Raw genomic sequence first — 20087 nt, 5'->3', positions numbered from 1 at the left:
TTTTTTATCCTTAATGGCACTGCGCCGTGCCTTGTAATACAGAGGTTGTTGGTTCTGAATCCGGTGTACTAAAAGCAAACTGACATTGTTGATCAGCCTGATTTCCCCAGCGTACAGTCCAGCTTTGTGATTTACTCGATATCCCAGAGAGATATAGTATGCCGCCCTCATCGACGATACTTTGTTGCCCCGTCTCATCGTTGCTGGCAAGAGCGCCAAAGGGCAACGGTTTACCGTTGCGATCGCTGACTGTAACAAGTACGCGATAACCGATATTGGCGTTGAAACGCGCCGCTACCATTGCACCTCTATTGGGCACCACAAACTGTGTTGTTTGTTCAAGATCGACGTTATCGGGCAGCTGCGTAGTATCTACCGAGAGACGGTTTTCCTGATAAGTTGTGAGATAAGGAACCACTGCATAGCCAAAGGGATCGGTAGCAATCCCCGGATAGTTTTGTATCCTCACGCCAGATGCCCCGTTAGCATCGATAAGCGCAAAAGCGTTGCCCAGATATTGCGAGAGCGTCACGCCATGAGGATGGATAACCACGCCGCCGGTAACGCCGTAATTGTATTGGCTGCTGTCATTACCGTAACTGTATCCGGCACTGAAGGTTCCATAAGGTGAACGGTAACTGGCGTTCAGGCTACTGTTATGGTTGTTATCGTCATCCAGACTTTGTTCCAGGCTATAGCTCAGGCGACCATCATCCAGCAGTGAGCCATCAAGACGCATTTCATGTTGGGTTGGGCGATCTTTCTGGCTGGTCATCTGATAGGAAACCCGGCTACGCGGTAACCAGCGTTCTAACGGAATACTGAGATTCAAAGAGAGTGCGCGGTCATTATTTTGATCAGTGTAGCGGCTGTATTGATAATTCAGGCTGTAACCAATTCCCCATTGCTGGCCGGAAACCCCAACAGAGATATTCCTGTTTTTCTCGTTATTGCCCCAATAGTCTTGCTGCGAACCGGAGGCATACAGACTTACCCCATCAAATATTGTCTGGCTGATGTTGAATTGAATTTCACTTTTTTGGCGACTGTTATAGTCCCAATTGCGGGTATTGGCTTCATCAAAACTAAAATAGCCATCGTTGGTATAGCGATAGTAGCTGACAGCGATATTGGTGTTGGTTTCCGGGATATCTTTGATGTACTGCGTACGCCATTGATAGCCATGAAAAGAGTGCTGGTTATCGAATTGGGTGTCAGCTCTGTTGATATCCATCGACAACGCGCCCAGTGCGCCAAGTGTGCCGCCGATACCGATCCCCAGCGCATAATAATCTTCAGAACCGAGCAGGCCGCCATACAGCGTAAAAGTATTATTCAAACCATATATTGCCGTGGCTTCAGCAAATTCGGGTTCCTTGCTATCACTGTTTGCATCAGCGCGATAGCGTCCAGCGGTCGCGCTATACTTTAGATGCCCAGGTCGCTGCATCATGGGTAATGAAGAATAAGGCTGGATAAAGCGACGTTGTGTACCGTCACTTTCTTCAATCGTGACTTCTAAATCGCCGCTGTTGGAAGAGGGGTAGAGATCGTTAATTTCAAAGGCACCCGCTGGCACGTTGCTTTGATAGATCACATAACCATTTTGCCTGATAGTCACGATTGCACTACTGTTTGCGATACCGCGTACCGTTGGGGCAAATCCGCGCTGGCTGTTTGGCAACATATTATCGTCGGAAGCGAGTTGCACGCCAGTAAAGGTGTAGCTGGAAAAAATACTGCCGCTGGTGGCGCTTTCTCCCAGAAGCAACTGAGACTTCAACGCCTTGATATCACGTTGTAAATAACTACTGATAGTGTTCCAGCTTGACGCCTGATCGTTGCGTGTCCACGTAGAATAGTTACGTAATCGCCAGGGGCCAAAATTGGCACCATTTTGCATATTTAGGTACTGTCGTTGGCTACGATTGCCCTGGCGGTAACGGTTATCAGAACCTGTAAACGAGTAGTTGGTAAACAGCGTTGGTATACCATCGTCCCAACGAGAAGGGGAGACGTAACCTCTTGCATCACGGTACAGTGCAATTTGGGGAATGCTCAAATTAAGTCGCTGATGATTGAAATCAAATTCAGCAGCTGTACCGGGAATGATTTGTTCAAGCGAGTTGATCACGCTATCGTCATCTTTTTCAGCCAGCGCCGGGATTTCATCCACCTTAATACCCAGCTCACGTAGTTGTTCTACCGTAAACTGTGGCTGCAGAAGTTGCTCTGCATTGGCGGTAAATGTAATTTTTTTCTGTGAAACCTTCTTTTTATTCAGCCAGATATCAACCTGATAAGTTCCTGGTAGTTGTGCGTATTTTTTTGAAAAACGTGACAGATCGGTTGTTTGCATACCACTTTTTGTGGTTTCCAGCATAATGGGGTCGAAATAATACTCTTCGGCGTTAGCGGTAGTGCAAAGCATGCCGCTGCCAGTGAGCACCATCGGCAAACAGCGTTTGATAATGAGCGCCAACTGTTTCGGTGTGCGTTTATGTCCCTGGTGGTGTCGTTGTGGCATTCCCTGATGACCTGTGTTTTTATATTTGTTATTGCAGTGGACGAGTTTCTGTCCCGGAACTGCCGCCATAATCATTGATCGCAGCCCATTTCACGTTCTTTCCGCCAGATGCTGGAAGTGGTAACTGTTTATGTTCTCCGGGCGCGATATATTCAATTTTGCTTGTGAGATCGGCTTTATCGACTGCCAGTCCGGCAAATACGACGTAATATTCAGTTGGGTTATATATATTGAGTGAATGATCACTACGTTTAAATTCCAGTGATTTCCACGCATCGCTTACCCGTCCCTTCAGGTGTGCGGGGCGATAAAACATTTTGATCCGTGTTTTAAATACCAGCGTCAACTCGTTAGCATTAACATCATCTGATTTTTTCTTTGCTGGAATGGCACGAACATTAATGTAGAACAGCGACTCTTTATTTTCAGGCAGGTTATCAGCTGTTTTAATAATTCGCAGTGATGAATCATCGCCAGCTTCAAGACGAAATAGCGGTGGGGTTATAATAAATGGGGCACGGCTTGTACCATCTATATTATCTACCCATGATTGCAGTAAATAAGGCGTTTCTGCGCCTTTGTTTGCGACAGGTAACGCAGCCTCTTTGCGGCTGGCATCATAGATCACTCGCGTTCGCTGTAAAACGATACCCCCTGCAAGCGCCTGGCCGATACAGAAGCTACACAACAAGGTTATTATCACCGCGAATGTTCGTTTTGACATAGTTATTTTTCAACCTGATACAACGAGAAAGAGGAAGGAAAAGGGCGTTATCTGAAAGGTCAGATAACGCCGTAACGTATTAACGGTAATCCAGCGTTACGTTAACGACAGCGTCTGCTTCCCCTGGGGTGATTTCTGATGCTTCAACGGTTGATACGTAGTAAGCGATGAGGTCAACATTAACAACTCCAGCGGAGTCCGCAGGGATCTGATAAACCGTGTTATCATTGCCCATAGCATTTAGTGGCATAAGATTTCCGCTTTCCGCATCGTCAATACGGATACCCACACCTGTTGCTGCTGTGCCAGCAAAAGAGCCCACTTTTGCCAAGTTAGGGAAGTTAGGGACGGTACCATTATCCCGCGTTTCCAGCCATAAACGGAAAGACGCTTCAACGTTGCCGTTATCGTGCTCCCACCCAGTCACTGGGCAGTTAACTAAAGGAATAGTGAATGGAATTTTTGGGCTACGATCGCCTACAGAACGAAACTGTTCGGCATTATAGTGACCAAGAGCAACTTCAATTTTCTTATCAGAGTCATTGATTTCACAAGCGGATTTTAAAATCTCGCCATCAAAAACTATTTCACCATCGGTTGCAGCGGCATTACCTGCGAAAAGCGCAAGTAAGCCCGCAATAGCTGTTTTTGTAACTTTATTCATTTATAACCTTATCCTTGTAACAAGTACATAATCATATTTAATGTGAATATATGTTCAACATCTTTAAAGATTATACAGGTAGAAATATTTCATTGAACATTAAATAGACTAAACTTTAAGATTATATTTATATGCAAATATTTGATATTTTCATTATATTGATATCAATTTTCTATGTATTCAAAAGAGTATAAGTGCATGACTTTGCTGCGCCAGGGGGCGAGTCAGAATACGAGATGGTTTATTAATAGAACAAGTTATATGTATATCTAAAATTAAATTGTTGAACATAACTCCTTTTGCTATTGGCGTTATGTTCAACCCAGTCAAATGTTATTTAATATAATGCGTGACTGTTGCATAAGTTAATTTAAACATTTTGAGCAAATTTTTCATCTGGTTAGGTATTAATTAAACAAATAAAGTTACTGTGCAGCCACAAAAACGAAGCCGGGATAGAGGTAGAGACTTTAGCCGTGAGAAAACGTTCTGTCGCATCCTGCTTTCCTTCGCCAGTCACCAGTAACAAAACCTCGCGGGCATTGAGAATATCCTTCAGGCCTAAGGTGATCCCACGAGTCACGGGGCGACCCGCGGTTTTTAACATCTCATGTTGCTGTGTTCTGGCATCAAGTTGACTGATATGGCAGGCCGGTTGCAGGTTTTCTCCCGGTTCGTTCAGCCCAAGATGACCGTTTTTCCCCAATCCGAGAACGCATAAATCCAGACCGCCTTTGCGCGCAATCAGGTTCGTTACCCGTTCGCACTCTGTCTCATTTATCTCTTCGGAGCGAAAGCTGATGAGCTGGTCTTCACGTAGCCCCAGCGGCTGCACGATATGCTGTTGCAGGAAAGTTTCGCAGGTGCCAGGCATAGTTAATGGCAGATCCACCCATTCGTCGAGCTTGACGAAGGTCAGCAGGCTGACATCAACCTGCTGCTGGTGGATTTTTTCTACCAGATAATGATACGTCAGTAATGGCGTGGCTCCGGTCGCCAGGCAAATCACGGCATCCGGTTTGCTACGGATCACGGCCAATAAATATTCGCTGGCACGTTCACTTAACGCCGTATAGTTTTCAACTTGCTGAAGGGTTTGCACAGGATGAAATTCCTTAAGTAAAGAGGCACCGCCAGACGCAGTGCCTCGTTCCATTTACAAAATGCCGAATGCGGAACAAACAATAGAGAGCACAAAAGTCACGCCGATTAACAGCACCGGATGCGCTTTTTTCACCCGCAGGAAGTAATACATCAGCAGGGTGTAGGCCATCGGTAAAATGTTCGGGAAGACTTTATCGAAGAAATCCTGTTGCAGCGCGACGCTGTGGGTACTGTCGATGGCAAACGATGTCACCACGTTAATATGCACATACGAAGCGATCAGCCCGCCGATTACCGTGATCCCGAGGATGGTTGCCGAGCGAGCAATCATCTGCGAGTTCTCTCGCACTTTATCGATCGCCTTCACGCCGACTGAATAACCGACGTGGGTCCAGCCGACGCGCAGGAAAAAGATAAGCAGGTAAACGGCGAAAAATAGAATCGGCCCCAGCAGGTTTCCCTGGCTGGCAAATGATGAGCAAATTCCCGCCATAATCGGCAACAAAGTAAACCAGAAAATCGCATCGCCAATCCCGGCGATTGGGCCAAACAGTGCCACTTTGAGGCCTTTAATGGTGTCGCGGTTTTCTCCTTTTTCTTCCATCGAAATTAATAACCCCATCAGGAATCCGACCAGATTCGGGTGGGTATTAATAAATTCGAGGTTATCTTTCATCGCTGCGCTTAGGCCCGGTTTGTCATCCTTATAAATCTTTTTCAGGATCGGCAACATCGCCCAGGTAAAACCGCCCGCTTGCATCCTTTCGTAGTTAAAGCTCGCTTGCAGCAGCGACGAACGAAAGCCCAGACGGGTGATATCTTTTTTACTGATTTCAGATCCCATTGCTGTAGTCCTCTTCTTCATTTTTACTGGCAACGGGCTGCGGTTGCGCTTGCTGCCGGGATTTCGCATTGAAAAACTCATACACCGCAAAGCCTGCGCCCAGTACGGCAACCGGCAACAGGTTGCTGACCTGGATGTAGCAAACAAACAGGAAACCGGCGATCAGGTAAGGGATATATTGTGCTTTGAACATCACGCGCAGCAGCAAGCCAAAACCAACGGCAGGCAGAATACCGCCAGCCACTTCAAAGCCGTGGGTCAGCCAAGCGGGCATCGCTTTCACCAGCGCCTGCATCGCCCCTTGTGCCAGGTAAGTACAGAGGAAAGCAATCACCGCATACGCTGAAGCGACGATGAGCATCGTTGTCCAGTTAAGTCGGGAAAACGCTGCCGTATCCGCCTCTTTCGCGCATTTATCGGCTTTGGTCATAAATAATGAGAAAGCAGAATAGAAGAACAGAATGACGTACTGCATTAACAAACTAAACGGCAGGCCAAGACCAATTGCCGTTTTGGCATCAACGCCCGTAGACCATGCAATGACGGTGGTCATCAGACCCGCCATAATCGGGTTGGGCGGCTGAACACCACCTGCAGGGGTTAATCCGGCGAAAGCCAACTCTGTCAGACCACCGGTAATTAAGCCAGTCTGAATATCACCGAGAATAGCGCCAGTTAGGGTACAAACGATTATCGGGCGGAATAAAAATAAGGCTTCCAGCCAAAAATCAATCCCCAGAACGAAAACTAACGCCGCCAGGGATAATCCCTGAAGTAGGGTTATTTCATGCATTTTTATTACCTCAAACCAATATTAAGGCGATTTTAGATTTAGTCAGGGATTTGTTCTTTTTGATCGCCAGGGACGTCCTGAATGAAAACATTCACGCCACGTTGTTTAATAAAACGTAAGTCCGTGAGATCCTGGTCATCGACATAAACTTTACTGCTGATTTGCTTTTTCCCTTCCGAGAAATGCATATTGCCGACGTTGACATCTTTCAGGTCAATGCCACCTTCTACCAATTTACGTACCGTTTGTGGCGTACGGCAAATCAGGAAGATCTTCTGATGCGGTGCAGCTTTGCCGATGACGTTAATGGTTTTTTCGATAGTAAAGAAACGAATGCCAAAGCCGTAGGTTTCTGCGGTAATACCCATTAATTTCTGTTGAATATCATCGTTAGCGACAACATCATCCACGACTACCAGCAGATTCGCACCGATGGTGGATGTCCAGGTCACGCCAACCTGACCGTGAACCAGACGGTTATCAATACGGGTTAAGAGAATATTTGGACTGCTCATTGTGTAATCCTCACCATAAAGTTGAATAATATAATTTTTTTAAATATATTATTGTTGCGATATTGTACTGATCTATTTATTAAGGTTTAGTCATCTCCTTTTCCATTAAGGCACTCCCCGATATTAATCGGGAAGTACATTGGGATAAATCATAAAAAACTAATGATTATGCTGAAATTCGATTCGCTGAACCACAGACATTAATTTTATTTCTGACAACTTCTTTCATCGCATCCATTCCGACGCGCATATAATAACGAGGATCATTACCCTGCGGATTTTCCGCAAACCAGGCTTTAACCGCGCCGGCGAAGGCTATTTTTAATTCTGTGGCAACGTTCACTTTTGTGACGCCAAGTTCAATAGTGCGACGGACAAATTCATCCGGAACATCGCTGGCACCATGTAGCACCAGAGGAACATCCACCACTTCACGAATTTCCGCCAGCCGCTGGAAATCAATCTTCGGCGTTTTGCTGTATAAGCCGTGCGCCGTACCAATCGCTACCGCCAGGCTGTCGACGCCAGTCAGTTCGACAAAGCGTTTAGCTTCTTGTGGATCGGTCAGGAATGCACTTTCGGCGTCAACGCTCATGTCATCTTCAACACCGCCCAGGCGGCCCAGTTCTGCTTCCACGCTGCAATCCTGTGAGTGGCAGAAGTCAACAACCGATTTCACCAGCTTCACGTTCTCGGCAAACGGGAAGTGGCTGCCGTCGATCATTGCACTGCGCACACCTGCGTGGACTTTACGGCGAATATCATCCAGCGATTCGTGGTGGTCGAGATGCAGCGCCAGTGGCATGTTGTAGGTTGTGGAATAGGCGCTGCACAGGGCGTAGATCTCTTCCAGCGCGATATGTTTAAAGGTCCCCGGCGTTCCGGCGAGGATCACCGGCGATCGCATTTCACTGCACACTTCGAGGATCGCCTGGATCGTCTCGGCGTTATGAATGTTAAAAGCAGGCACCGCGTAGCCATTGGCCTGGGCGTCCTGTAACAGATATTTGGTGGAGATAATGCTCATAATGCGATCCTCTTATGCCTGCCACGGATGAATGATTACGCCTTGCACCACGCGGTTAACGGTGCCACTGGCTGATGGGGTATCCGGCGTATTGCCCATGTGCAGCGACTGCATCAGTGCAAACGTCTGGGCGTACATCAGGAAGCAAAATGCCTGCTCAACGTCGATAAAGTGACGTGACGGTGGCAGGATGATATGTGGACCGGCAGCGACGATGTCGCTGCTTTCCGCGGCGATGGCGATTACACGCATTGCCTGGTTGTCACGGCGAAGTTCAGCCAGCAGATCAAGATCATACTGACGGGTGTAAGGGTGGCTGGAGACAAATACCACCACCAGCGTTTCGTCATCGACCAGCGATTTTGGTCCATGACGGAATCCGGTTGGAGAATCATAAAAGGCCGCCAGTTTACCCGCCGTCAGTTCCAGCACTTTCAGCGCCGACTCGCGTGCTGCGCCCTGTAAGCCACCGCTGCCGAGATAAACGATCCGTTTCCACGGTGCGTAACCAAACACACCTTCGCTGAAATCGCCCAGTGAGGTCAGGATCGCCTGGCAACGATCCGCCACGTCGCGGAAGGTTTGGCTGTTGATCGTCTCAGGTGCGAAAACCGCGAGGCAGCTGGCCATCATGGTGGTAATGCTGCTGGTCATCGCAAAGCCGCGATCGTGCGTTTCTGCGGGCATCAGCAGGGCAAACGCGTTATCGCTATTGATCGCGTTTTGGTAAAGAGCGCCCGCTTCGTTGCAGGTGATCGGCAGGTGATAGCATTCAGGTACAAATTGATTTGCCAGTTCCACGGCTGCGACGCTTTCCGGGCTGTTGCCGGATCGACCGAAGGAGATCAACAGCAGCGGATGGGCTGGGTTCAGGTAGTCCATCGGATTAGTGACCAGATCGGTGGTCGGTACGGCGCTGAAGTTTTTACCGGTATGGCTGGCGAGCCACGGCGCGATGATGTCACCGATAAATGCCGAGGTTCCGGCTCCGGTCAGGATGATCCGCAGATTCTCTTTGCGCAGTAACGGTTCAAGGAAGTTATTGAGCGCGGAACGTAGCGCGTCGATGTTGGTGAGTGAACGGATCCATGCGCGAGGCTGTTGGCGGATCTCTTCTTCAGTCCATGTACCGGTTGCGGCGGCAGCAGGGGTGTAATTTTCTGGCATAACTCAATCCTTAGTCTGATGAACTTGACGTCGGGCGTTGTCGCTTTCGCTTGCCTTTCGTTTCATTTCACTTGGTGATGTCTTTCGTTGATTAAAATCTATAGAAAAGAAACCGAAAGTTCAATGGAGAAAAAGGAAATAAAACGAAATCTGTGATCATTGAAAGAAAAGACAAGGGAAGATTAAAGAATTGCGTAATGACGTCGCTATGTTCACCGATTGCCGGATGCGGCGTATCGTAGGTCGGATAAGACGCGTTAGCGTCGCATCCGACACCGCTGCACAGATCAAAAAGAAAGAAAAAGAAAGGCCTTACGGGGGAAGTGAAGGCCCAATAAAGGAGCAAACTATCAAAACGAAGCTAATTGACCCTGAATCCAGATTTGTTGCACATGCAGCCCGCTATCCAGCGCAACGACGCTGGCGCGTTTGCCCGGTTTAAGCGATCCCAGAACACCATCAACACCCAGCATTCGCGCCGGATGCAGCGATGCCATATGAATGGCTTCCGCAGGCGTTACGCCCGTCAACTCGACCATGTTGCGCACTGCCGCATCAACAGACAGCGTACTGCCCGCCAGCCCACCGGACGCGGTACGGACAACGCCACCGTGCATCTGCACTTCTTCGCCACATAACGTATAGCGACCATCCGGCATCCCGGCTGCTTGCATCGCGTCGGTGATCAGCACGATTCTCTCTTTCGCACAGCAACAACACAGCGACATCGCCGCCGGATGCACATGATGACCATCGGCTATCAGTTCCAGCCAGGCGCGCTTGTCCGTTAATCCCGCGCCAACCATTCCCGGTTCGCGGTGATGTAAACCTGTCATCCCGTTATAGCAATGCACCAGGCCGTCGGCACCAGCATCAAACGCGGCGCGAGTTTGTTGCCAGGTCGCCGCGCTATGCCCCAGCATCACTCGTACATTTTGCTGTTTAAGATGGCGGATGGCCTGCAATGCCCCCTCTTTTTCCGGTGCCAGCGCTACCACGCGTAAGGTGTGCTGAGAAACGGCAATCAATTGATCCAGCTCGGCAATTTCAAGCTCGCGAAACAACTCCGGCGGATGCGCGCCTTTATTCTGCGGCGTGAAGTACGGTCCTTCGAGATAACTCCCCAGCACTTGCGCACCAGGTCCGCCACGTTGGCAACGTTGAGCAATACGTTTCAGCGCCGCATGAATGGTATTAAGCGGCGCGGTTACGGTGGTCGGTAACCAACTGCCGACACCTTCGCGTGCCTTGTGCATTGCCAGCTTGTCGAGTACATCCGGCGCGTCATCCATTACATCAACGCCCGCACCACCATGTACATGGGTGTCGATGTAAGCAGGGCAGAGCAGTTCCGCATCGCGTTCAGTCACGCCCACTGGAATCGGTTCGATTGCTGCGATGACACCGTCAGCAATACGCAACTGATGGTCATCGAGCCATCCCTCTTCAGTCAGCAGCCTTCTGGCGCGCAGAACGTGTGTCATATCCCTTCCTCGACCGGACATTCTTCATGGCAGCGGCCTAACTCGTCCACCAGACTGGTCAGCCCACGATGTCCACACTCCAGCGCCTGTACACGGAATTCTTCACCGCTTAACCCTTCGCGCTCCAGCACCATCTCCAGTAGCAGTTGCAAATTGGTGCCGGTGATCACTTCACAGCCCGGTTTTTGCATCGCCAGCGTTGAAGCTACGCGAAACGGCGTGCCGCCCAGCAAATCCGTCAGAAAAACAATGCCGTCTTCACAATCCAGTTGGGCGATGGCCTCTTCAAGCTGCGATGTAAGCAGCGCGGTGCTTGAGGTTTCCGGAAAATCGATGGCGATAAACTGCGATTGCTCACCGAGAATTTGCTTCATTGCTTTTTCCATGCCGCTGGCAAACCCGCCATGCCCTGTCAAAATAATACTTAACATCTAATACCTCATTGTATTTAAAGGAAATGGCAGAATTTACCGACGATGCCGAGAACCACGGTAACTGCAATCAGACGCAGCGGACTCCAGCCGCGGCGTACCAACCAAAACATGGTCAGGGTGTAGACCAACGGTAAGAAGGCAGGCATCAGTTTGTCGATAACATCAGCCTGTAACTTAACCACTGCGTCGCCCGCTGTGATTTCCAGCGTGGTGCTTAAACGAACATAGGTTGCCACCAGCGCACCGATTACCGTCATCCCAACGATAGACGCAGCATGGCCGACTTTTTTGGTATTTGCTTTAATGAGTGGAATCGCCGCCACGCCCATGCGGTAAGCATAATGCGCCAGACCAAAACGCAGCCCCAGGTGTACCACGTTGAACAGCACAATAAAGACGACTGCGCCAAGAATGGAGCCTTGCAATGCCAGACTGGCTCCAATCCCGCCACAAATCGGCAGTAGCGTTAGCCAGAACATTGCATCGCCAATCCCGCCGAGCGGCGCACCGACGGCAATTTTGGTGCTCTGAATACTGTTAACGTCCTGCTTAGAACGCTCCATCGCAAGGATAATGCCGATAACAAATGTCACCAGAAACGGATGGGTATTGAAGAAACCCATATGCCCCTTCATGGCGCGCGCCAGGTCGCGTTTATTAGTGTGGATCTTTTTCAGAGCAGGCAGCAGACCGTACAACCAGCCAGAAGCCTGCATACGTTCGTAGTTAAAAGACGCTTGTAACAGCATGGAACGCCAGGCGACGCGGTTGATATCTTTTTTCGTCAGCTCCGCGCCAATGCTCTGATCTTCATACACGTTTTCATTGACGCCAGTCAGCAATGTTTCTTCGTTTTCACTGACGTTCGGCAGGGTGGTTTGATTAGATGCCATCTTCAAATTCCTCTTTCTGTGCCGCAGGTTGAGTCGGTTCAGGAGATTTACGCAACAGATCGATCAGCGCCATCGCCAGCGCGGCGGCAGCAATAGCCAGCACCGGTAACTTGAGCCAGGCTGCGGCAACAAAGCCCAGGATGAAGTAGGGGATGTAGACGTTTTTCATCATGATTTTCAGCAGCACGGCAAAACCGATTGCTGGCATGATGCCGCCCGCGACGCCGAGGCCGTCGATTAATCGTTGCGGCAGGACATCAATGATGGTTTTTGCATGTTCCGCGCCGAAGTAGATAGGCAGGAAAGCGCAGAGAAAATAGAAAGTGCCGAGTGCCAGCAGTGCCAGATAGTTTACGCGTTCAATGCCGCGAGTATCGGCGTTCTCCGCCATCCGGTCGCAGCGAGACATCACGCCAGACATCACCGAGAACAGGAAGGTAATCCCCATCTGTACTGCGACAGCGAAAGGTACGGCGACACCGACTGCGACATCGGGTTTCACGCCAGTAGTAATGGCAAACGCCGTGCCGACGATAGTACCGATAATCACGTTAGGCGGCTGTGCGCCCGCCAGCGGGGCCAGCCCCATCCACACCAGTTCCAGCGTACCGCCGGTTAAAATACCGGTATGCAGATCGCCAAGTACCAGCCCGACTAACGGGCCGAGGACCACCGGGCGGTGCATATGGGTTAAGCCGTTAAACATATCCAGGCCAGCGATAAAGGCGATAATGCCCAACGCGAATGCCTGCAACAGACTGATTTCCATGATGAATCCCTCAAAGTAATTTAAAGAGGTCCACAGCAGGCTCTGTCGGGACGCCCTGAACGAAGCATTCCACCCCAGCGGCTTTCAGGTCGTTAAATGCTGCGATATCGCCCGCATCCACAGAAACCGTTTTGGCGATTTGTTGCTTGCCATTGGCGTAGTGCATATTGCCAACGTTAATGCGATTCACCGGAACGCTACCTTTCACCAGCGTCAGGAAATCGGCAGGTGTTTTACATACCAGCAGGATTTTCTGTCGATCGGCGGCGCGATGAATGTTGTCGATAACTTTTTGCAGCGTCCAGAAACGTACGGCGATCCCTTCTGCCAGTACCATTTCCATCAGGTTTTGCTGTACCGGATCTTCGGCAACCTCATCGTTGGCTACCAGCACCAGATTTGCCCCCGCAAATCCGACCCACTGAACGCCGACCTGACCGTGAATCAAGCGTTCATCAATCCGGCTTAAAACAATATTTGGCATAGCGTGTTCCTCTTTGTTTTGCTTATTGGCCTTCACAGGCTGTGTGGTACTGCGCCAGGATGTCCTGAATATGGTTGATAATGAGTTCCCGTGGCGTTGGCTGCAGCTCGCCGGAGCGAACTTTCACGTACTGCAGCGGCAGATACTGGCTGATCAGCGGCAGCGGAATTGGTGAATCCGCCAGATTACGTACCAGATGAGCGAAAGCGTCATCAATCTGGCTGTCCGGCCAGTAATAGCGCACGCGATCCGAGTAGCTATAACCACGCGCCAGACGACGTGCGTTGCCGTCACCGTGGTAGTGGCTTTGCCAGTATTCCGGGTGGTCGAGCATCACGTTTTCCAGCACCTGACGCAGACCAGAACAGGCTTTTGCTGGCACCAGTTCTTCTTCAATCGCTGCCAGAGAGAACAGAGCTTCACGCAGGGCGAAGGTCAGCGCCGGGCCAACTTTCAGAATGGCAAAGTGGTCAATCACCAGCTGGCGCAGCGATTGCGGCGTTTGATAATCGGTAGAGTGCGCTTCGAAAATCAGCGTTTCGTAGTTTTCGACCATCTGGCTTAAGGCGGTCGCTTTGGCGGGCTGATAATCAATAACGTTGGTGTGATCGAATTCGACGCCGGGTTGAACCACCAGGGCAATGATGCGTGGCCAGATGGCATTCAAACCTTGCTTTTCAAAGGCGTGACGATGGGCTTCCAGCGTGGCGCGGGCGGCATCCGGCGTGGTGACCGCCAGCTCGCTTAAGGTTTCATGCGCGCCGCCAGGTACCGGCACTTCGGTACCAATGACATACTCCAAATCGGCTTCGCCAAAGTGTTCGCGACAGGTTTCTTCCGCCACTTTCGCCAGACGGGCGGCGCGTTCAGCCACGATGTCATCAGTTAAGGGAATCGGATCGTCCTGACAGGACATGCTGCAATCAAGGTGGATTTTTTTGAATCCTGCCGCAACGTAGCTTTTAATCAAATCATCGGCATTGGCCATTGCCTGAGCGGCCGGCAGGTTTTGCCAGCGGTTTGGCCCCAGATGGTCACCACCCAGAATCAACGCATCCTGCGGGAAATTCAACGAGTCGGCGAGCTGACAAACAAAGCCGCGAAAATCGGCGGGCGTCATTCCGGTATAACCGCCGAACTGGTCTACCTGATTGGAGGTTGCTTCAATCAGTAACGGCGTTTGGTTTGCACTGGCGTAGCGGATTGCAGCCTCCAGCACCAGCGGATGTGCGGAACAAACGGCATAAATTCCATTTGTTTTGCCCGCTTTGTGCTGTCTCACCATTTCTGTCAGATGTTTCACTTTCCTCTCCAGTTCAGATTACTGCGATATTAATCTTTCGTTTTGTTTCACTTGATACTGCGTCATGGTGAGATAAAAATAAAACGAAAGATAATAGTTTTCTGATCTGATTCACAAAAGAAACATAATGAAAGCCACTGAAACGAGAGTAGCTTGCGTCAATGGGCAAGGTGGGCTTGCATTTGCTTAATAGAAAGGCGTTAATAGGCAAAACGAAATGAAACGAAAGTTTTACGAAAGGACTTACTATGAGTAATACCGACGCTTCAGGTGAGAAGCGAGTGACAGGCACCAGCGAGCGACGAGAACAGATCATTCAGCGTCTGCGACAGCAAGGGAGTGTGCAGGTTAACGATCTGTCGGCATTGTATGGCGTATCTACTGTGACGATCCGCAACGATCTGGCGTTTCTGGAAAAGCAGGGGATCGCTGTGCGTGCCTATGGTGGCGCGTTGATCTGCGATAGCACGACGCCGTCAGTCGAGCCATCAGTGGAAGATAAAAGCGCACTGAACACCGCGATGAAACGCAGCGTTGCGAAAGCTGCCGTTGAGTTGATTCAGCCAGGTCATCGGGTGATCCTCGATTCCGGGACCACCACTTTTGAGATTGCTCGTCTGATGCGCAAGCACACTGACGTAATTGCGATGACCAACGGTATGAACGTGGCTAATGCTTTGCTGGAAGCGGAAGGCGTTGAGCTGCTGATGACCGGCGGGCATTTGCGCCGTCAGTCGCAATCTTTTTACGGCGATCAGGCTGAACAATCGCTGCAAAATTACCACTTCGATATGCTGTTTCTTGGTGTAGATGCGATCGATCTGGAGCGCGGCGTCAGCACGCATAATGAAGATGAAGCCCGTTTAAACCGCCGGATGTGCGAAGTTGCGGAACGGATCATCGTGGTCACCGATTCCAGTAAATTCAATCGTTCCAGTTTACATAAGATCATTGATACTCAACGTATCGACATGATCATTGTTGATGAAGGCATTCCTGCGGATAGTCTGGAAGGACTGCGAAAGGCTGGGGTTGAAGTGATTCTGGTCGGGGAGTGAGAAAGGGTGCCCGCTGGTCAACACGAATGCGTTCGGCGGGCATTGTGAACACCATCAATGGGTTTCTTCTGTCTCTTGGGTGAGGCTTTCCCAGTCGGCAGGAGGATGTCCTCTTTTTAACATTTTACTGAATACGGTATAGGCATCTGTTTTTTTACCGTAGGTGCGCAGCGTGTTTTCATCGTTCATCCATCCCAGAATGATGACTTTCTCTTTTTCACTATAACGAAAGAAGAGACGATAACGACCAGCATCAAATTTTACCCGTGACCAGTCTTTATTTTTCCCAGAGCCTAACGACTTGCCATGACGGAATGCCGGTGATGATGGATTGACCGTGATATGCTCCTCAATCACTTTATGGACTACCGCCAATAACTTTGTGGCGGCTTTTCTCTGATAATTTTCAGGATCTTTTCCCTTTAATGTCTCGACTTCGGCAACTAAAGCGTCGTAGGTTTCCTGAAAACAGGGATGAGCATATAGCGCCCAACCATTAACCCTTTGTGGAAAATCCATTATTCGTCGTCGCCAATCTCATCATCAATGTTGACGTCCATGCCAGCGACAAGTTTCTTTCCTTGTTGAATGTTGAATGGACGAGTTTTTTGCGGGTTGTTCTGGATATCTGCATCCAGAAAACGCAAAAATGCATTCATAGTATGATCCTCCTGTTCATTTCCCAGTCGGCACATAAATACTTGCCCACCAGGCAGAATTTCGTAATGAATGCTGTCCTGGCCTGGCTTCAGTTTTAAAGCCTCACGCACTGGCGCGGGGATAGTTGTTTGTCCGCGTATCGTGACCTTTGATTCAGTGGTCAGTACAGCGTGAGAGCGAGCATTAGCGGGCATGATTCACTGTCCTTTTACAGCCTGTTTTCTGCTCAAATTATAAGCTTGAACTAAGGTAATGCAAATGCATTATTAATGGACGTGGGGGCTTTAAACAATAAAAACATGGCACTAAGGCCATGTTTTGCGAGGGACGTTCCAAAAGAAATCAGGTCACCGGTGCCGGGTTAAACACTGCCAGCTGGTTATGCAGCCCCCATTGATCCGAGAAGGTTTTCTTCTTCCCGCTGGCGACGTCGAGAATAAAGTGGAACAACTTCCAGCCCACCTCTTCAATGGTTTCTTCGCCGGTGGCGATAGTGCCCGCGTTAATATCCATTAAATCAAACCAGCGGTTCGCCAGCTCGGTGCGGGTCGCCATTTTAATGACGGGTACCGCCATCAGGCCGTACGGCGTACCACGACCGGTCGTAAACACTTGCACGGTGATACCCGAAGCCACCTGTTGCGTGCCACAGACAAAATCGCTGGCTGGCGTCGCGGCGTAAATTAATCCGCGTTTAGTCGGGCGTTGACCGGGCGACAGCACTTCAACAATTGCGCTTTTACCCGATTTAGCAATGGAGCCGAGTGCCTTCTCTACCACGTTTGCCAGACCGCCTTTCTTGTTGCCCGGCGAAGGGTTGGCGCTGCGGTCGGTTTTTCCCATATTGAGATAGTTATCGTACCACTCCATCTCCTCCAGCAGCCGTTTGCCGACCTCTTCGTTCACTGCGCGTGGTGTCAGCAGATGGATCGCGTCACGCACTTCCGTGACTTCTGAGAACATCACCGTTGCGCCGCAGCGCACCAGTAGATCAGACGCATACCCAACCGCCGGGTTTGCCGTTACGCCAGAAAACGCATCGCTGCCGCCGCACTGCATGCCGACAACCAGTTCTGAAGCCGGACAGGTTTCTCGCTGCCGTTGATTCAGTTTGTGCAAATGGCGTTCGGCGACCTGCAAAATATCCTCGACCATGGACTGAAAACCGACATGCTTTTCATCCTGCAAACTGACAATGCTGGCGCTTTCTACTGGAATAGCTTGCACATCATCCGTTCCAGTCAGCAGGCGCTCAGGCTGCAACTTTTCACAACCCAGGCCAATCACCATTACTTCGCCGCCAAAGTTAGGGTTCAGCGAAATATTGTGAATGGTACGAATAGGAACAACTGCCGCCGGTGCGTTAATCGCCACGCCACAACCGTACAAATGATTCAGCCCCACCACGCCATTGACGTTCGGGTATTTCGGTAGCAGATCGCGTTCAATGATTTTTACTACGTAGTCCACCACGCCTGCCACACAGTGGACGCTGGTGGTGATGCCGAGCAGGTTTTTGGTGCCCACGCTGCCATCGGCATTGCGATAGCCCTCAAAGGTGTATCCTTCCAGCGGCGGTAAGGGTTCCGGGACTTTGGTTGCCAGTGGCAGCGTGTGTAACGGCGGCGCTTCCGGTAGTACAACCATTGATTCGTCGATCCAGCTTCCGCGTGGGATTGCACGCACGGCGTAACCAATCACTTCGCCATAACGAATAATTTCACCATTAGCCGGAATGTCCAGCAATGCGACTTTATGCCCCTGGGGAATATGTTCAATTAATTCCAGCCCATCCGGAAAACGCGTTCCTGCTTTCAGGCCATTATCATTAACAATAATTGCCACATTATCTGTGTCGTGAACTTTTATATAAAACGCAGTTGGCGTTTCTTGTCTGATTTCGATGTTGGCCATTGTGCAATATTCTCCAGCCAGGGGTTATTAAAATGAGGACCTGGTCTCATTTAAAAATAAATGACTTCATTGGGTGAAATAAGAATGTCAGGAGTTTAAACGCAGAAATGTGATCAATGTCAATCATTTCAGGGATTGCAGCGCCGCCCGGCAAGGTAAAGCGCAAATCTGTGCTTTAGCGCGCAACCTTATGTGCATATGCTCAAAATAATATTTAAATAGCATTAATTAAATTAGCATTTGCACAATGATTATTATTCTCGCGCTGCTTATACTAATTCCCGAGTTCATTGCCGTTACGGCATAAATGAAACTCATAAATAACACCTTCCCCATAATAATAAAAATCAGCATAAGTACCCGAGGTAAATAAAATGATTCTGGACACCGTTGACGAAAAAAAGAAAGGCGTGCATACCCGCTATTTAATATTACTGATTATTTTTATTGTTACCGCCGTTAACTACGCCGATCGTGCAACGCTGTCTATTGCTGGTACCGAAGTGGCAAAAGAGTTGCAGTTAAGTGCGGTTTCGATGGGTTACATCTTCTCTGCTTTTGGCTGGGCCTACTTGCTGATGCAAATCCCCGGCGGCTGGCTGCTTGATAAGTTTGGCTCGAAAAAAGTTTACACCTATAGCCTCTTTTTCTGGTCGCTATTCACCTTCCTACAAGGCTTTGTTGATATGTTCCCGCTGGCCTGGGCAGGGATCTCCATGTTCTTTATGCGCTTTATGCTGGGGTTTTCGGAAGCGCCATCATTCCCGGCGAACGCCCGTATTGTCGCCGCCTGGTTCCCGACGAAAGAACGTGGTACTGCCTCCGCCATCTTTAACTCGGCGCAATATTTCTCGCTGGCGCTCTTTTCGCCGCTGCTTGGCTGGCTGACTTTCGCCTGGGGCTGGGAGCACGTCTTTACCGTTATGGGGGGGATTGGTTTTGTGCTGACGGCGCTGTGGATAAAGTTGATTCATAACCCGACAGATCACCCACGTATATCTGCGGAAGAGCTGAAGTTTATCTCTGAAAATGGCGCGGTGGTCGATATGGACCACAAAAAGCCGGGCAGTGCGGCAGCAAGCGGACCCAAACTGCATTACATCAAGCAATTGCTCTCTAACCGCATGATGCTTGGCGTATTTTTCGGACAATATTTTATCAACACCATCACCTGGTTCTTCCTCACCTGGTTCCCGATTTATCTGGTGCAGGAAAAAGGTATGTCGATTCTGAAAGTGGGTCTGGTCGCCTCGATTCCAGCACTGTGTGGTTTTGCGGGCGGCGTGCTGGGAGGTGTCTTCTCGGATTATCTGATCAAACGCGGTTTATCCCTGACCCTGGCACGTAAGCTACCGATTGTGCTGGGAATGTTGCTGGCTTCCACCATCATCTTATGTAACTACACCAACAACACCACGCTGGTGGTCATGCTGATGGCGCTGGCTTTCTTTGGCAAAGGATTTGGTGCGCTGGGCTGGCCGGTGATTTCTGACACCGCGCCGAAAGAGATTGTTGGCCTCTGCGGCGGCGTCTTTAACGTCTTTGGCAATGTTGCCTCCATTGTCACTCCACTGGTGATTGGCTACCTGGTAAGTGAACTGCACTCCTTCAATGCAGCACTGGTTTTCGTGGGATGTTCAGCGCTGATGGCGATGGTCTGCTACCTCTTCGTAGTTGGCGACATTAAACGTATGGAATTGCAGAAATAAGCAAAGGTATAAGC

At 49.8% G+C, this 20087-nt stretch carries 20 protein-coding genes; 2 read left to right on the top strand and 18 right to left on the bottom strand.

The window, feature by feature from the left end; translation table 11 throughout:
• Positions 1-10 precede the first annotated feature (10 nt).
• The 15 genes from HUZ68_RS19985 to kbaZ form a co-directional block, all read right to left on the bottom strand.
• On the bottom strand, positions 11-2527 hold the full coding sequence (locus HUZ68_RS19985) for a fimbria/pilus outer membrane usher protein (protein WP_024257849.1): 2517 nt from the start codon (positions 2525-2527) through the stop codon (positions 11-13).
• Positions 2528-2555: 28 nt separating this feature from the next.
• Positions 2556-3251, bottom strand: a complete 696-nt coding sequence (locus tag HUZ68_RS19980; RefSeq protein WP_000044769.1) for a fimbrial biogenesis chaperone — start codon at positions 3249-3251, stop codon at positions 2556-2558.
• Between the two features lie 79 nt (positions 3252-3330).
• The gene (locus tag HUZ68_RS19975; RefSeq protein ID WP_001045435.1) at positions 3331-3915 is read right to left on the bottom strand and encodes a fimbrial protein; all 585 of its coding nucleotides are present in this window, start codon (positions 3913-3915) and stop codon (positions 3331-3333) included.
• 400 nt (positions 3916-4315) lie between these two features.
• Complete coding sequence (locus tag HUZ68_RS19970; protein WP_001313322.1) at positions 4316-5071, bottom strand: galactosamine-6-phosphate isomerase; 756 nt, start codon at positions 5069-5071, stop codon at positions 4316-4318.
• Positions 5072-5863 carry a PTS galactosamine transporter subunit IID gene (gene agaD / locus HUZ68_RS19965; RefSeq protein WP_000534351.1) on the bottom strand — a complete coding sequence of 264 codons (792 nt, stop codon included), beginning with the start codon at positions 5861-5863 and terminating at the stop codon, positions 5072-5074.
• Positions 5853-6656 carry a PTS galactosamine transporter subunit IIC gene (gene agaC / locus HUZ68_RS19960; protein ID WP_000544489.1) on the bottom strand — a complete coding sequence of 268 codons (804 nt, stop codon included), beginning with the start codon at positions 6654-6656 and terminating at the stop codon, positions 5853-5855. Before agaC ends, agaD begins: the two co-directional genes overlap by 11 nt.
• Positions 6657-6694: 38 nt before the next feature.
• Positions 6695-7171, bottom strand: a complete 477-nt coding sequence (gene agaB / locus HUZ68_RS19955) for a PTS galactosamine transporter subunit IIB (protein WP_000098025.1) — start codon at positions 7169-7171, stop codon at positions 6695-6697.
• Positions 7172-7337: 166 nt separating this feature from the next.
• Positions 7338-8198, bottom strand: coding sequence for a tagatose-bisphosphate aldolase subunit KbaY (gene kbaY / locus HUZ68_RS19950; protein ID WP_000022766.1), 861 nt, complete (start codon positions 8196-8198; stop codon positions 7338-7340).
• Positions 8199-8210: 12 nt separating this feature from the next.
• On the bottom strand, positions 8211-9365 hold the full coding sequence (locus HUZ68_RS19945; protein ID WP_044186557.1) for an AgaS family sugar isomerase: 1155 nt from the start codon (positions 9363-9365) through the stop codon (positions 8211-8213).
• 350 nt (positions 9366-9715) lie between these two features.
• A complete protein-coding gene (nagA, locus tag HUZ68_RS19940) occupies positions 9716-10849 on the bottom strand; it encodes an N-acetylglucosamine-6-phosphate deacetylase (RefSeq protein ID WP_001307408.1) in 1134 nt (377 codons plus the stop codon).
• Entirely contained in the window at positions 10846-11280 is a 435-nt protein-coding gene (agaF, locus tag HUZ68_RS19935) for a PTS galactosamine/N-acetylgalactosamine transporter subunit IIA (protein ID WP_000948824.1), read from the bottom strand. The genes nagA and agaF overlap by 4 nt, the downstream gene beginning before the upstream one ends.
• A 17-nt stretch (positions 11281-11297) precedes the next feature.
• Positions 11298-12176: a PTS N-acetylgalactosamine transporter subunit IID gene (agaE, locus tag HUZ68_RS19930; RefSeq protein ID WP_001295548.1), complete on the bottom strand. Its 879-nt coding sequence runs from the start codon at positions 12174-12176 to the stop codon at positions 11298-11300.
• Positions 12166-12945, bottom strand: coding sequence for a PTS N-acetylgalactosamine transporter subunit IIC (gene agaW, locus HUZ68_RS19925; RefSeq protein ID WP_000406214.1), 780 nt, complete (start codon positions 12943-12945; stop codon positions 12166-12168). The genes agaE and agaW overlap by 11 nt, the downstream gene beginning before the upstream one ends.
• A 10-nt stretch (positions 12946-12955) precedes the next feature.
• Entirely contained in the window at positions 12956-13429 is a 474-nt protein-coding gene (gene agaV / locus HUZ68_RS19920; protein WP_001362195.1) for a PTS N-acetylgalactosamine transporter subunit IIB, read from the bottom strand.
• A 22-nt stretch (positions 13430-13451) separates the two neighbouring features.
• The gene (gene kbaZ / locus HUZ68_RS19915; RefSeq protein WP_239593966.1) at positions 13452-14732 is read right to left on the bottom strand and encodes a tagatose-bisphosphate aldolase subunit KbaZ; all 1281 of its coding nucleotides are present in this window, start codon (positions 14730-14732) and stop codon (positions 13452-13454) included.
• A gap of 248 nt (positions 14733-14980) precedes the next feature.
• Here kbaZ and agaR point away from each other — a divergent pair, with 248 nt between their 5' ends.
• Positions 14981-15790, top strand: a complete 810-nt coding sequence (gene agaR / locus HUZ68_RS19910; RefSeq protein WP_000072187.1) for an aga operon transcriptional regulator AgaR — start codon at positions 14981-14983, stop codon at positions 15788-15790.
• A 54-nt stretch (positions 15791-15844) separates the two neighbouring features.
• Here the strand turns inward: agaR and yhaV are convergent, their stop codons facing one another.
• The 3 genes from yhaV to garD all read right to left on the bottom strand — a co-directional run bounded on the left by yhaV (position 15845) and on the right by garD (position 18364).
• Complete coding sequence (gene yhaV / locus HUZ68_RS19905) at positions 15845-16309, bottom strand: type II toxin-antitoxin system ribonuclease toxin YhaV (protein WP_062882798.1); 465 nt, start codon at positions 16307-16309, stop codon at positions 15845-15847.
• A complete protein-coding gene (gene prlF / locus HUZ68_RS19900) occupies positions 16309-16644 on the bottom strand; it encodes a type II toxin-antitoxin system antitoxin PrlF (protein WP_021568806.1) in 336 nt (111 codons plus the stop codon). The genes yhaV and prlF overlap by 1 nt, the downstream gene beginning before the upstream one ends.
• A 148-nt stretch (positions 16645-16792) precedes the next feature.
• Positions 16793-18364, bottom strand: a complete 1572-nt coding sequence (garD, locus tag HUZ68_RS19895) for a galactarate dehydratase (RefSeq protein ID WP_096840150.1) — start codon at positions 18362-18364, stop codon at positions 16793-16795.
• Between the two features lie 374 nt (positions 18365-18738).
• On the opposite strand from garD, the gene garP reads away from it, so the two are divergent.
• Positions 18739-20073, top strand: coding sequence for a galactarate/glucarate/glycerate transporter GarP (gene garP, locus HUZ68_RS19890; RefSeq protein WP_096840151.1), 1335 nt, complete (start codon positions 18739-18741; stop codon positions 20071-20073).
• The last annotated feature ends 14 nt before the right edge of the window (positions 20074-20087 follow it).

Source organism: Shigella dysenteriae (assembly GCF_022354085.1).
In the GTDB taxonomy this organism is placed as follows: Bacteria; Pseudomonadota; Gammaproteobacteria; order Enterobacterales; family Enterobacteriaceae; genus Escherichia; species Escherichia coli.
Note: the sequence above shows the minus strand (reverse complement) of the source record. Positions and strands in the feature narration are given on the sequence as shown.